A 14,382-nucleotide genomic window follows, 5' to 3' on the forward strand; every position below is an offset into this window, starting at 1 on the left:
TTTAACTTCTCCTTCCTATACTTTTCGCTGCTTATATAAAAGAAAAATGAAATAGGGCGCTCCAATAGCAGCAGTAAATATTCCCGCAGGAACTTCAATCGGAAGGAATAAAGTTCGACCGATTGTATCTGCTATGAGGACTAGAATTGTGCCAATTAAAGCAGATAAAGGCAATAGCGCACCAAAAGAAGAACCAACTAATTTTCTAGCTATATGAGGTGCCATCAGCCCAACAAAGCCAATTCCACCTGCAAACGCTACAGCTGTGCCAATTAAAGCTGTACTAATCAGCAATAAAAAAAGGCGCTGCTGCTGTACTTTAGAACCTAAGCCAATTACTATTTCTTCTCCGAAATCTTGAATGTTTAAAGTCCTTACCATAATAAAAGATAGTATCAATAATAGAAGAATAATAGGTGCAGCAATCTGAATCTTTTTCCAATCGGCAGTACTGACAGAACCAGTAAGCCAAATATTTGCTTGACTAGCCTGATAAATAGGCCCTAAGATCATGAACAAGTTGGTCAATGCCTTTGTTAACGACCATAAACCAATTCCAACTAGGACGAGACGTACAGGTGAAACACCTTTTTTCCATGCAAGTACATATAGTAGAAACGCTACAAAAGATGCCCCGATAAAAGCTGCTAAAGGCATCCACTTAATGCTTATCGTTAATGAGTGATTCATGTCACTAAATAAAGCCAAAAATAGGACAATAGCTACTGAGGCACCACCTGTAATTCCAATAATATCAGGAGAAGCTAAAGGGTTTCGTACAACTGCTTGTATTATAGCCCCAGCAACTGCCAAACTCATTCCCACTAATATAGCTAAGAGAATTCGCGGCATTCGGAACGACCGGACAATTAAAGTGTCAAAATCCGAACCATGCCCAGATAAAATAGTTATGATCTGCCAAGGAGAAATGTAATCTTCCCCAATACCTGCACTTATGAAAAAAGCTACTAGCAGAATGATAAGGAATATTGATGTAAGGAATAATGCTCTACGATCCACTAAAAAGGAAATCTTGTCATTGGCCGTTCTAAACGATAAATATTTCTTCATGAAGACTTTCCTCCATTTCGTGCTATGTATATAAAGAAAGGGGTGCCAATGATGGCAGTCATTATTCCAACAGGTACTTCTTGGGGCATAAGGATTAATCGAGCACCAATATCGGCCAACAATAACAAGATTCCTCCTGTAATGCCGCAAAAGGGTAGTATCCAGCGGTAGTCATTACCGACCAGCCATTTTACTATATGAGGAACAACTATACCAATAAAGCCAATGGGACCAGCTACTGCAACCGCCGAGCCCGAAAGCAGGATAACCGAGATGCCAATCAGCAATTTGACGGTACCTGTACGCTGGCCAAGCCCTCTTGCTACATCTTCTCCCATGCTATAAACATTCATTTTATTAGAAATTAAAAAAGCTAGCAAAGTTCCCATAATCATATAAGGTAGAACAGAAAATAAAATCTCCAAGCTTCTTCCTTGGACGGAACCAGCCATCCAAAATAAAACTTCTTCTAAGGCAGATTCATTCATGACTAAAAATCCATGAGCAAACGATGAAAACATGGCTGCCATGGCTGCGCCGGCTAGTGTTAATTTTATTGGTGTTAGTCCTTCATTACCTAAAGATCCTAGAAAATAAACAATTAATCCAGCGGCGGCTGCACCTAAAAAGGCAAGCCAAGCAAATGCTTGTAATGAATTAATAGAAAAAAAGAAAAGTCCTATAATGACAAAAAAACTGGCTCCTGAATTAATGCCCAGTATATCCGGAGAAGCCAAGGGATTTTTAGTCAATGCCTGTAATAAAGCCCCTGTAATCGCTAAACTGCTGCCAACGATAGTTCCAATTAATGCTCTAGGAAGGCGAACTTCTTTAATAATAATATGCTCATTCGAACCATTGAACTGCTGAAAAGCTTGTATGGCTGTCTTAAAGCTCGTATCGGCGTAACCTAGTACAATACTAAAAATGAAAATAGTACATAATAATAGTAAACCAATAATAAGCCCAATGATTCTCCTTCTGTTATTCAATAGTAACATGTAGTTTTCCCTCTCTAATAGTTTCTATTTTTTAGTTTAGGAGAAGTTATAGGGACTGTCAATGACTATGAGAATCATTTTCAATTAATGATTGACATATTTTTCATTATAAAATATTATCTAATTGTTATTGAAAATCATTATCAAATAAAAAGGGGAGGAAAATATGCTTACATATTTTCAACAAAAGCGATTTACTCCAATGCTGGTATCACTATTGGTAATTATATTTGTTGTGCTGGCAGGATGCGGAAATAACGAAAAAGAAGTATCAGGAAATAAAGAAACCTCCAGCGATACAAACACATCGGATAATAAACCTTATACAATTGAACATGCAATGGGAAAAACGGAAATTAAAGGGACACCAAAGCGTGTTGTCGTATTGACGAATGAAGGAACAGAAGCACTTCTGGCTTTAGGGATTAAACCAGTTGGGGCCGTACAATCATGGCTGGGAAATCCATGGTACGATCACATCAAAAAAGATATGGATGGTGTGGAAGTAGTTGGAGTAGAACACGAAGTAAATTTAGAAAAAATCGCTTTATTAAAACCAGATCTAATTATTGGAACAAAGATACGCCAAGAAGCTATCTATGACAAACTACGTGCTATCGCTCCAACTATTTTTTCCGAAACTTTAAGAGGTGATTGGAAGGATAACTTTGAATTATATGCAAAAGCACTGAACAAAGAAGAAGAAGGGAAAAAAGTGCTTAGCGCATTTGCAGACCATGTTGCAGAAGTAAAAGCAAAATTAGGGGATAAAGTGAATCAAGAAGTTTCTGTGGTCCGATTTATGGCTGGAACTTCCCGGATATATTATACGGACTCTTTTTCAGGTGTAATTTTGGATGAATTAGGATTCAAACGTGCGGAACAGCAAAAATCGCTTTTCACTGCAGATAATCAGCTTGGTAATCTTGCTATTGAAGTAGGAAAAGAGGCTATCCCGAAAATGGATGCAGATATCCTTTTCTACTTTACCTATGCTCCACAAGATGACCAAAAAGCCTTAGATACAGCAAAAGAATGGACAAGCGACTCCCTGTGGAAGAACCTAGATGTCGTCAAAAAAGGAAATGCTTATGAAGTAAGCGATGCAGTATGGAATACAGCAGGCGGAGTTATCGCAGCTAATCAAATGTTAGATGAACTGGAAGAAATCATGATAAATAAATAACTACCCTGAAGAAAGACGCGATAAGTCAACCCCAATAAAGCCCGACAATTATACGGAGATACTAACGAGATATCGTATAATTGATTGGGCTTTATTAATTTAAACGAAAGCTTGTGGTAATCCCCCTCAGCCTTGCTAAACAGATGAAAAATCTAAAAAACGCATCTTCCTTTATTCGATTATTAACGAGAAAATCTATTTTTCTCTGACTCTTCAAATGCCGATATTAGACTCTTTCTAAACAGATCTTAAATAAATATTTCTAAAAGGCATTGAAGCAACAGAAGCTTTCCTTAAATAGAAGGGAAAGCTTTTCATATTTTTAACAGGACAGCTTGCAAATATATGTAAGTTAATATATACAAAAGAGAATAGATGTTCCATTAAGTTATTCAACATGATATAATTCAACTTCTAATATTAGGAAATTCAGGATAATAAAGCTAAGGGAAAAATGACAAAAAAGATTGTAACAATAATTATATGGGGGAAACAGATTGTGAATGAATTTTATAAAGCATTATCCTTTGTAAAAGAAAATTTTTATGAACCAAATCATTTTATTATAAAATCTATCCAAGAAGAAGCTCAAAATTCTGAGTATGGGGCAGGAAGATTTCAGTTGAATGCAAAATCTGTTAGATTTAGAGTGGCAAAGACTACCCCCAATAAGATAGGTCAGTTTGTTGCCTTCTGGGAAAAAGATGATGCTAATAAAAACCAAGCCTTTTCATGTGACAAAGCAACCGATTTATTGGTAATCAATACATTTTCTAGTAGAAATAGATTAGGACAATTTGTTTTTCCAAAGGAAGTACTCCTGAAACATAATATTCTTAAAACAGCTACTACTAAAGGAAAAATGGCCATGAGAGTTTACCCTTTATGGGATAAACCCACTAATAAACAAGCTATTAAGACGCAAAAGTGGCAATTAGAGTATTTTTTCGAAATTAATAATCCCAATATTCCCCACTCGGATTTGCTGAAATTATATTGCTAAAGGGTAGTATTTTAGGATAAAAAAGGACAAAACTATATTAGAATGCAGACTAACATATAATCCAAACCAATTACCTATATTATTTTTGAATAAATGACCATAGTACTAGGAATAGTGATTACCATGATACAAAAAAGGATAATCAGCACCTGCGTTGCATCTAATGTCAAGAATCCTAAAGAGCCTGTTGCTAGAAATAAAACTAATAACGATAAAAAAAGTACAAAGTAGTTTATTGTCATTGCCTTCCCCACTATTTCTTTTGCTCGCTCATCTTTAGGGAAGATATGTGGTGATAAATAAGCTAGAAGCAATTGATTGATACCGAGTGCTAGAATCATTATTGCATTAGGAAATTCGCCTGCTATAATATCCTGATAGTTCAGATAGCCCCCCATTGAGACTCCTATTAACCCGGAGAAAATGTAGATGATTTGATTTTCTTTAGCACTTTTTTTACTTGCCATTCTTAATCCTCCTCATAGATAAAAATATCCTCAATGCTGCAATTGAAAACTCGTGAAACCTTGAAGGCCAAATTAATCGAGGGATTGTAACGACCTTTTTCTAATGAAATAATCGTTTGTCTTGATACATCTAATAATTCAGCTAATTCATCTTGCGTATAATTGTACTTAGTACGCAAGATTTTAATATTATTTTTCATATAATCACCGCCATATGTAAAGTAAACTTTACGTAAAGTTTACTTTACATAAAATTTGATGATACGTCAAGTCCACTTTACTTTTTTAATAGGCCTTTTCTTTCGATACTCGATAATTGAAGGATAATTATCTTACTATTAAAACAAGACATTCTTTTTTATATTATAAAGTAGTAGAATATGAGTAATATTACTTCAACTATCGAGTGTTTTAAGTGAACAAAAAATAAAAAAACGCCTCTACCTTGAGACGTTTTACTATTTACATTTTTCTCCATATTAACGAGCAGTCTATTTAACTTGACTCAACTTCTATTACTTAACACTTAACTGTAATGCTTTCAGATTTTCGCGCATTGCATCTAGATAACCTAAGTCCTTTTCTTTCAGTTCCTTAGATAAAACCTCTAAATCATACAAAACAGCTGTCTTTGTCCCTGTTTCATTAGCAACTGTTTTTGCAATTGCCGAGTTTGCTCCATGTTGATAATAGATTACTGGAACATTATGTTCCTTAACAAGCGTTCCGATCTCTGCCATACGAGAGGGGCTTGGTTCTACTTCTGTAGATAAGCCGCCAATGGCAATTTGTTCTAGATGATAGCGCTTTGCAAGATATCCAAATGCTTGGTGCTGTACGACAAAAGCTCGGTTCTTGGCATCTTTTAAAGTAGTTTCATATTCTTTATCCAATGCTTGAAGTTCTTTAATGAAAGCTGCTGTATTTTTATCATAGCTGTCTTTTCCATCTGGATCAGCCTTAATCAATGCATCACGAATAATCTTCACTTGCTCTTGGGCTAACACTGGATCTAACCAAATATGTGGATCGTGATTGTTATGATCATTAATAAAAACAGTTACAGGCTCGGATTCGGCAAATGTATGATGCTCCTCGTCAAATAGTGTGGCTTTCACCTCAAAGCTTTCCCCAGTTGTTTTGTATTCAAACTGGTCACTTCCTTGACCAGTTACAACTTCCCAGTCCTCCTCTTCACTGCCGCGTGTATACCAATGCCAGTGATCGTAATCCGTCTCTTCTTTAAGCTCGGCAACAAGTGATACAACATCTCCTGTATGATAATGATCCGCTAATCCAACAATTTCAATTTTTTCTGCACTTGCATCACCTTCATGGTCGTGATCTTTGTCAGCTTCATGACCATGGTCATGGCCTTCTTCTCCATCAGCATGCTCATGACTAGCTTCCTCCCCATAATCGTGGCCATGATTATTAACAACTATTTCTATCGGGGCTGACACAGCAAATTCATTATGATCATCATCATATAAAACTGCTCGCACCTCGAAACTTTCGTCTGCTGCTTCATATTTAAACTTAGGTCCGCCTTGATTCGGAACAGTTACCCATTCTTTGTCCGCACTCTCTCTCGTATACCAATGCCAGTGGTCATAGTCTACTTTTTCCGCTAACCTGGCTGTTAATTCAATCATGTCACCACTGTGATAGTGGTCCGCTTTTCCTTGGATTGTTATTTTTTCATCACTTTCCTGATTTGCTTCTCCATCGGTATCTTCATGATCGTGTTCATGACGATGACCTGATTGATTCGTATCCTCTACATCTAGTCCATCCGCCGTCCGTGCTATTACAAGATTATCGTTATCTATCGATTTTAATAAGCTGTTTACCCAATACTCCATTTCTTCGCTACTATAGACGAAAACATCTGCTTTATTAACCTTTGCTACGTCTTTAGCACTTGGTTCATAGTGATGGGCATCTTGCCCATCTGAGACCATTAACGACACATTTGCCCGATCTCCTGCCACTTGCTGAGTAAATTCATACATTGGGTAAAAGGATGTCACAACTGAAATTTTATCATTCGAACTACTTTCTCCCTTTTGGCACCCTAAAAGAACTACACTCATTATTACACCTAGAAAAATAGCTAGTAACCAATTCTTTTTCATCTTATTCTTCCTTTCATTTCCCTAAACAAAGCGTAATGATTACGATTTAAAAACTAGTATTTTCTCATTCTATTTAAATCAAATAAACTTCGTTACTTTTAATAAATATTAATGTGCTAACATGTCCCGGACTAACCCATCAGCATCTAATTCAGATGGATAATACGTTGGCCAATTCGTCACTTCTTCTAACAGTTTCTCTCGGTCGTCTCCCCAATATAGATGGTAATGGGCGGAATCAACTGGAAAAATATTATGGTCACTAAATTGGATATATCGAGGCATCTCCTTGGATCCATCTACTAATTTAAAAATAAAGCGTACACCTCTATTTCCTTTTTCATAGGTGAGTATTTCATAACCATCTGATTTATACTCTCCTGAATATTCTTTATCCTTTTCGAAAAAGGTCACAACATTATCCTTAATGGTAATGCGATCTACATCTGTTTTATAGCCTACTGTATAGTACTCCTTATATTCTTCTTTTGTCATATCGCCATTTTCCGCTTTATGTGCAAACACTTCATCTAAATCTCCAGAAAGAAGATACGGATAAACAGACTGCCAATCTCCTTCCCAATCAGATAGTTCGCGATCCTTTACTTGGTTATCATCAAAATACCCTTGATATATTTTTTTACTTGCTTCATCATGTCCATGATGATCATCAATGACAATTTGAGCTGGCACTGATTGGGCAACTGCCTTATCATCACTATCGAATAAGCCTGCTTTTATTTCTAAACCATTAACTGTCGCCTCACCTGTAAATGTTGCTGTTTCTTGACCAGAAACAACTTTCCATTCATCATTGGCACTTTCTCGACTATACCAATGCCAATGATCAGCATCTGTTTCTTTATCTAATACCGCTGTTAACTCAATCTTATCTCCAGTATGATAGTGATCAGCAATTCCTTCCACTTTTATACTTTCCGGAGCTTCATGCACAAGCTGTGCTGCATCTTTTTCCTCTTTATTCGCTTTCTCTTCTTTAGTTCCTTGACACGCGGCTAAGAACACACTTAATAATAATAAGCACGAAACGCTAAATAGCAGTTTTTTCATTTTTCCCCTCTTCTCTATGTATTTTATAAATCGTAATCATTACGTTTTATAACCTACCATTTACACCACTTTTATGTCAAGGGTTTTTGGGTATTTATCTATTTAATTAGAGGGACAAGGGGACAAACCCCTTGTCCCTGCACTCATTGTTTAAGTGCAGGTTCTTTTTTATACATTCTTTTATGTGTTAAGAACAAACTTGGAATAAAGATTAATACAAGGACAATAGCTGATACTAAAAATCCAGCATGGTAACCTTTTAAATCATTCATAATTGTTGGCTGCACTCCTAGTGCTACAGTGGCGACAACGGTTGCGATAATAGCTGTACCAAAGCTTGAGCCAAGATTTTCAATAATATTAATACCGACACTCGCTTCTGGAAGTTGATTGCTGTTGAGATCCGTATAAGCGTCACTTGTCAATGGAAGCATGATTCCCCCAAAGCTGGTACCACGAATAAATAATATGGTTGAAATCCAAATCATGCTTGTTTGGTCTGTGATAAAGATAAGTGGAATAGAACTGATAAGTGACAGAGCAAGACTGACCATGACTACGTATTTCGCACCAATTTTATCAATCATTATTCCGATTATTGGTCTTGTAACAAGCATTCCAACTCCTTGTGGAATTAATGCAAGTGCTGATTCGAATGCCGAGAAATGCCGAATGTTTTGAAAATACAACGGAAGTATTAACATGGGTCCCATGATGGCAATGTTGGCTAAAAATAAACCGACACTGGATACTAAGAAATTTTTGTGTGAAAACAAATTTAATGGAAGCACACATTGATTTTTCCTGATTCGATTATAACCAACATAAATAATTGCTAAAACAAGACCAATTCCCATCCACACAATTGTTTCGCTATTGTTGAATGATGCATGGTTCGCAGCTTGCGTAATTCCGTAGATTAGTGCTGCACTCATTACAGACAAATCGATGATCCCAAAAACATCGAGTTTACTATCTTTGTTGAATGGATTATAGTCTGGAATATATTTCATCATAAGCGGTACAGCAATCAAGACAATGAACACATTGATGAAGAAAATCCAATGCCATGATTTACCATGAACAATGAAACCTCCGATGACGGGTCCTAAAATGGGACCTAATATCATTGGTGTGCTTACTATCGCCATCACTCTCCCCAATTTTTCTGGCCCTGCTGTTTTAACCAAGAGCGTTGACATAAGTGTGGTAATAATACCAGCGCTAAACCCTTGAAGCAAGCGGAAGAAAATGAAAACTGAAATATTCCAACTAATTCCGGCAAGAACAGAAATGACCCCAAAAGCGATAACTGCACCAATGAGAATTTTCTTTCCGTTATATTTGTTCATTAACCATCCAGATACTGGAACTGCCATTGCAAGGGCTAAAACATAACCTGTGATGGACCATTGAACAATATTTAATGTAGTATGGAAATCTTTAAGTAGTGTATCGACGGCGATATTCACCATGGTGGAATCAAGCATTGGTGCAATTGCTCCAATGGCAAGAGCCCAGGCAGCCGCCAGCATTTCTTTTGGTAATCCTGATTGTCTAACTTTATCTTTTGACATATTATTCTCCTTTCAGAGACTTTAGTTTCCTCGTCAACAAAATATAACATCATTTTTGTTTCCTTGTCAACAATACCTATAAAAAAACAGCCCTTTTATATAATTGGGCTGTCTGTTCATTTATTATTGTAACTTTTGACATTTTTTTCTTTTGTTTCTTCCTTACTGTTCACTAGTGCTGTTTTTAATAATTAACTGTTCAATTCCAGATATAATAATGTAAAGTCCATTCTCAAACATACGGTCAGAGCCTATTTCTTCGAACAAATCATTATTATACAGCCTCTTTAATACTTTTAAACCATTATCAGGAAAATGCTCAAAGGGTCGTTTAAACAATGTTTGAGCATCATTTGGACCGAATTCTTCCAATATTAATAGTTGTGTTTTCCTTTGTTCATACTTGTCTAATTCAAAAAAGATGACGTAATTTAATAGACACATAATAGAAGAAAATTTATCTTCGTCTTCCATTGGCAAGTCATCGACCACTTGAAGTAATTCATTAATTAATATCATGTAATCAGGCTCAGTTGGAATGGTTCTCATTATTAATTGAGCCGAGCAAGGGTATTTACTCAAGGTATCTTTTATACCGATAGCAAAATGAGTCAATTTTTCCTTCCAATCTCCGTCCAATTTTGTGGAAAGTATAGACTCCTTCGCAATTTCATTGGCAAGTGATTGGAAAATACTCTGTTTGTTTTTAAAATACCAGTAAATAGATGGGGCTTGAATATTTAATTCAACCGCTAACTTTCTCATACTAAATTCCTCGATACCTACTTTATCCAACAATCTCCAAGAAGCATCGATAATATTTTCTTTTGTGATTTTTGTTTTTTTTCCTTTCACTTAATAGCAACTCCATTTCTAATAAATCAATCATACAAAAATATACTGTAATTGTCTAACACTGTTAAATAAATGTTTACACCTTATAAAATCAATGTTATAGTATCTAACGGTGTTAGATTTAATTCGAATTTAGTCTATTCAAATCGATTCTATCCTTTTTTGTCCGTTAATTCCTATTTATTTTTATAAGGACTGGCTACGAATTGAAGCAAGTATCGTACCTACAGATTCCACCTAAAAGGATATGGCTATAACCAACGTAAATTATAACGTTCTTACATCTATTAATAATCAAAAGGAGATATTAAATATGCATATTGTCACGATTATTTTGCAATCATTTTTAATATTTATGTTTTTAATGGCAGGTTCTAGAAAATTGACAGGCGATAAAACAGCTATCGAAGAATTTAAATCATTGAGACTGCCACAATGGTTTCGGGTGTTCACAGGCGGCTATGAATTAGTAGCAGCAGCAGCTTTAATTATCGGTTATTGGGATGGAAGCTGGATCGCAACAGGTTCACTTCTGACTGTCATTTTTGCTATAATCGGAACTTTGGCAATGCTACGTGTTAAAGAGCCATTTAAAAACATGATAATGATTATAGTGATAGCTATTTTTGCCCTTATCTTATTTTTAAGCAATGCCTCGAATCTTGCAAATTTCCCTGGATTTAACTAATAGAGAGTTCATTCTCACAAGAAACCAGAGGTAAATAGTGGTGGTCTATTAGACTACTGCTATTTTTGTATTGGAATTATTTAGCGATGAAAAAAGGCAGACCTTTCTCACTCGAGTCGGTCTGCCTATAATATCATTATTCTTATCCGAACTAATTAATTGTTAGATTTTGTTTCTTTATTTCCGTATCCAAATGCTTACTGTATTTTTCCACCAGACTAAGCATATGGTCAAATTGTTCCTCCGTTATTTGTTCAAAAATAACTTTATCTCGTTCATAAAACTCATTATGCAGCTCTTCATGTATTTTGAATATTTTTTTCCCTTGTTCTGTGAGCCTAAAGTAGATTTCCTTTTTATTCTCCGGTTTCTGATAACTTTCGATAAGGCCTTTTTTAATAAGTTTTTTCGTTAATTTACTGATAGCACCTCTAGTCATATAAAGGGACTCCGCAAGATTTGTCACATTGGGATTTGTAATTTTTTCAATGGATTCCATACAATGCACTTCAGAAGGCAAGTGTCCCTCAAGGCTTTTCATCATTTTGCTCTTATTAAGCCAGACCATTTTATTAAATAAGTCCCTGACATTCATTATGAGTTCTTCTTCTTTGGTCACGGTTTGTCCTCCCACCTGTTGGTACATCAATGATATTATACTGTTATTTTGTTTCTCTTTCAACAATACCATCAAGAGACAAGGGGGACAAACCCCTTGTCTCTGCTTCCCTACCTAAATTGTCTAATGGTACAACTACATAGGTGCGGGTGGTATACACTCTTTTCCTGTATAAGAAGGAAAGGAGGTGACATACAAATGGATTTCGTTTTGGACTTACTCAAAGATGTAGCTAAAATCTTTTTTACTACTCTTGCTGCGGGCTATGCAAATCGCTTTGCATGCAAAAAGAAGCACAAACGAAAACCCACCCCGCGCCGTCGGAAGCATAAGGGTGGGTCTTCTAAATAACCATTTAGCATACCACTCGAAAGTAGTTGTCCAAGGAGTTCTAGCTCCTTGGTTTTTAGTTTGATTCTTATATATTTATAATATACCCTTACTACAACAATTTCAATCCTTTAGGGACAAGGGGGACAGGCCCCTTGTCCCTACTTAATCCGATCTGTTCCCTTCAATTCCCCAACAGTAGCTGCACCAATTCCGAACATTGTCATCTGTAATTCCAGTTCTCGCGTCTCAAACAATTCGATTAGATCTTCAGGTGATTCAGTAGCTTCTTTTAAAATGGAACGAGCAAAACCAACCATATCTGATCCTAGTGCGATTGCTTTAGCGGCATCCATTCCATTTTTGATTCCACCGCTGGCAATAATCGGTTGATCAATTGCTTCCTTAACAGAAACAATGCATTCGGCCGTTGGGATTCCCCAGCTGCTGAATGCTTCGGCTGCTATTTTCTTGATTTTCTCTTTGGAGCGTAGCTTTTCTACTTGACTCCACGATGTACCGCCTGCACCTGCGACATCAATAAAGGAGATGCCAACATCAGTCAGTTTTTTCGCGATGGTGCCATCGATTCCAAAACCAACTTCTTTTGCGCCAACAGGAATATCTAGCTGTGTACAGACTTGCTCGATTTTTCCAAGCAGATCTTTAAAATTGCGATCACCTTCTTGCTGCACAATTTCTTGGATACTATTCAAATGGAGCACAAGCATATCTGCATCTGTCATCTCGATAATTTGTTTGCACTGGTCGATTCCAAAACCATAATTAAACTGCACCGCTCCTAAATTGGCGATGATTGGAATGGATGGTGCATATTTTCGGATTTGAAAGGATTCCCGATATTTTTCATTTTCAATCAGTGCTCTTGTGGAACCTAATGCAAAGGCCCATCCTCGTTCTTCTGCCGCAATTGCAAGGTTTCGGTTAATCGTCTCCGCCATCGCAGCCCCGCCAGTCATTGAGCTGACTAAAAAAGGAGTCTTCAGCTTTTTACCGAGAAACTCTGTGTTTAATGTGATGTCATCAAAGTTAATTTCCGGCAAGGCATTATGTAAAAAGCGATACGCTTCAAGACCAGTCGTAATATTATCTCCTGTGACTTTTTCATTTAAAACCAACTCAATATGCTGGGCTTTTCTTTTGTCAATTGAATCAGTCATTCTCTAAACTCCAGTCTCATTATATTTGGCTGCAGGGAGAATATCTAATGGTACGATACCAGCCTCCAGCCATTCTTTATGTAATCGTTCCAGCTTGTTTATACTTGTAAAAGCAATTCCACAATCACCGCCGCCAGCACCAGATGATTTTCCAGCTCCATAACGATCAGCAATTTGAATTAACTTTTCTAATTCCGTCGTTTCAATTGCCCCGCCAGTTTCTCGACTTAGCTCTAATAAAGCAGACCGGTTAGCGGATAAACTCGCCATCGCCATCTTTAAATCGTTCTGTTTAAAGCCTTTCACCATTGCAGAAACAGCATCACGACTTTTCTGAAGGAATCCTTGATAGATATGGGAATCTTGCTGCTTTAATGGTTCAATCTTTTTTATTAAAGAAGCCGTTTTCGCAGCACTGCCTGTCCAGCCGACAGCAAGCACTAATTCTTCGGGCGCCTCTAGTTTTTCTATCTGGAGATAGGGCCAATTCTCTTCCACCAATTCAGAAACAGGACCTTGGTCTGCGAGCTTTCCTTTTAACCAGCTTGCTTTAAATGCTGCATAGTGAAGCCAGCCGCCATATGTTGATGCTGCTACATCTGCACAGGATCCACTGCCTTGTGTCTGATAATGAGCGATTGCAGCGAGCTTATAAATATGTTTTTTCATAACAATTAGTTGATCTTGATACAGTGCTAAAATGGAGGATACGACCGCAACTACTACTGCTGCACTAGATCCTAGGCCATATTTCCGACCAGTGGAAACATCATCTAATTCGCTAGTAACACTAAGTGAAAAAGGCTTCGTATGAACAGACTTTTCTCGTAAATACTGATGAACCACAGCCAATGTGTTTTCGATAAATTCCAATTTTGCATTAGTATCTTCCAAAACAACTTGTCCATGCTCGAATCGACAAGCAACATGGGGAAGACCTATTTGCGGCAAGGACAGCATCTGTTTTTCACTAAATGTCACTTTCGCTGTAATAAATCGGTCAACTGCTACAACGATTGCTGGATAGCCTGGTTCTAGCACTGCATATTCCCCAGCAATAAACAGCTTGCCCGGAACTTTTATTTCATGCATCTGGACTCACTCCTTTTAAAAGTCCTCATTTATACCACGCTGAACTGGACGTAACTCCAAGAGCTGGTATGGATAAATTGTCCGTAAAGACTCGATAAATGCC

At 36.9% G+C, this 14,382-nt stretch carries 14 protein-coding genes; 3 read left to right on the forward strand and 11 right to left on the reverse strand.

Annotated features, from left to right (window positions below; genetic code table 11):
- Window positions 1-15: 15 nt before the first annotated feature.
- Together NSS71_RS20345 and NSS71_RS20350 are read right to left on the reverse strand one after the other, a co-directional pair.
- Window positions 16-1,071 carry a FecCD family ABC transporter permease gene (locus tag NSS71_RS20345; protein WP_061799969.1) on the reverse strand — a complete coding sequence of 352 codons (1,056 nt, stop codon included), beginning with the start codon at window positions 1,069-1,071 and terminating at the stop codon, window positions 16-18.
- A complete protein-coding gene (locus tag NSS71_RS20350; RefSeq protein WP_341151984.1) occupies window positions 1,068-2,072 on the reverse strand; it encodes a FecCD family ABC transporter permease in 1,005 nt (334 codons plus the stop codon). Before NSS71_RS20350 ends, NSS71_RS20345 begins: the two co-directional genes overlap by 4 nt.
- A gap of 166 nt (window positions 2,073-2,238) precedes the next feature.
- Between NSS71_RS20350 and NSS71_RS20355 the strand changes: the two genes are divergently transcribed.
- Window positions 2,239-3,258, forward strand: coding sequence for an ABC transporter substrate-binding protein (locus tag NSS71_RS20355; protein WP_047943276.1), 1,020 nt, complete (start codon window positions 2,239-2,241; stop codon window positions 3,256-3,258).
- Window positions 3,259-3,757: 499 nt separating this feature from the next.
- A complete protein-coding gene (locus NSS71_RS20360) occupies window positions 3,758-4,261 on the forward strand; it encodes a MepB family protein (RefSeq protein ID WP_047943277.1) in 504 nt (167 codons plus the stop codon).
- 74 nt (window positions 4,262-4,335) lie between these two features.
- Here the strand turns inward: NSS71_RS20360 and NSS71_RS20365 are convergent, their stop codons facing one another.
- The 6 genes from NSS71_RS20365 to NSS71_RS20390 all read right to left on the reverse strand — a co-directional run bounded on the left by NSS71_RS20365 (window position 4,336) and on the right by NSS71_RS20390 (window position 10,369).
- A complete protein-coding gene (locus NSS71_RS20365) occupies window positions 4,336-4,728 on the reverse strand; it encodes a hypothetical protein (protein ID WP_061799963.1) in 393 nt (130 codons plus the stop codon).
- Between the two features lie 2 nt (window positions 4,729-4,730).
- Entirely contained in the window at window positions 4,731-4,928 is a 198-nt protein-coding gene (locus tag NSS71_RS20370) for a helix-turn-helix transcriptional regulator (RefSeq protein ID WP_061799961.1), read from the reverse strand.
- Window positions 4,929-5,243: 315 nt separating this feature from the next.
- Complete coding sequence (locus NSS71_RS20375; RefSeq protein ID WP_341151985.1) at window positions 5,244-6,866, reverse strand: metal ABC transporter solute-binding protein, Zn/Mn family; 1,623 nt, start codon at window positions 6,864-6,866, stop codon at window positions 5,244-5,246.
- 108 nt (window positions 6,867-6,974) lie between these two features.
- Window positions 6,975-7,937: a ZinT family metal-binding protein gene (locus tag NSS71_RS20380; protein WP_061799954.1), complete on the reverse strand. Its 963-nt coding sequence runs from the start codon at window positions 7,935-7,937 to the stop codon at window positions 6,975-6,977.
- 143 nt (window positions 7,938-8,080) lie between these two features.
- Complete coding sequence (locus NSS71_RS20385; protein WP_341151986.1) at window positions 8,081-9,514, reverse strand: MDR family MFS transporter; 1,434 nt, start codon at window positions 9,512-9,514, stop codon at window positions 8,081-8,083.
- A gap of 162 nt (window positions 9,515-9,676) precedes the next feature.
- Window positions 9,677-10,369: a TetR/AcrR family transcriptional regulator gene (locus NSS71_RS20390; RefSeq protein WP_061799949.1), complete on the reverse strand. Its 693-nt coding sequence runs from the start codon at window positions 10,367-10,369 to the stop codon at window positions 9,677-9,679.
- A 313-nt stretch (window positions 10,370-10,682) separates the two neighbouring features.
- On the opposite strand from NSS71_RS20390, the gene NSS71_RS20395 reads away from it, so the two are divergent.
- Entirely contained in the window at window positions 10,683-11,057 is a 375-nt protein-coding gene (locus NSS71_RS20395) for a DoxX family protein (protein ID WP_061799944.1), read from the forward strand.
- 151 nt (window positions 11,058-11,208) lie between these two features.
- Here NSS71_RS20395 and NSS71_RS20400 read toward each other — a convergent pair whose 3' ends face one another.
- The 3 genes from NSS71_RS20400 to NSS71_RS20410 form a co-directional block, all read right to left on the reverse strand.
- On the reverse strand, window positions 11,209-11,703 hold the full coding sequence (locus tag NSS71_RS20400; RefSeq protein ID WP_285850735.1) for a MarR family transcriptional regulator: 495 nt from the start codon (window positions 11,701-11,703) through the stop codon (window positions 11,209-11,211).
- 464 nt (window positions 11,704-12,167) lie between these two features.
- On the reverse strand, window positions 12,168-13,187 hold the full coding sequence (gene fni / locus NSS71_RS20405) for a type 2 isopentenyl-diphosphate Delta-isomerase (protein ID WP_251688559.1): 1,020 nt from the start codon (window positions 13,185-13,187) through the stop codon (window positions 12,168-12,170).
- Window positions 13,188-13,190: 3 nt separating this feature from the next.
- Window positions 13,191-14,279, reverse strand: coding sequence for a phosphomevalonate kinase (locus NSS71_RS20410; RefSeq protein WP_061801205.1), 1,089 nt, complete (start codon window positions 14,277-14,279; stop codon window positions 13,191-13,193).
- Window positions 14,280-14,382: the final 103 nt, after the last annotated feature.

The sequence above is a fragment of the Niallia sp. FSL W8-0951 genome, from assembly GCF_038006525.1.
GTDB classification, from domain to species: domain Bacteria; phylum Bacillota; class Bacilli; order Bacillales; family Cytobacillaceae; genus Niallia; species Niallia circulans.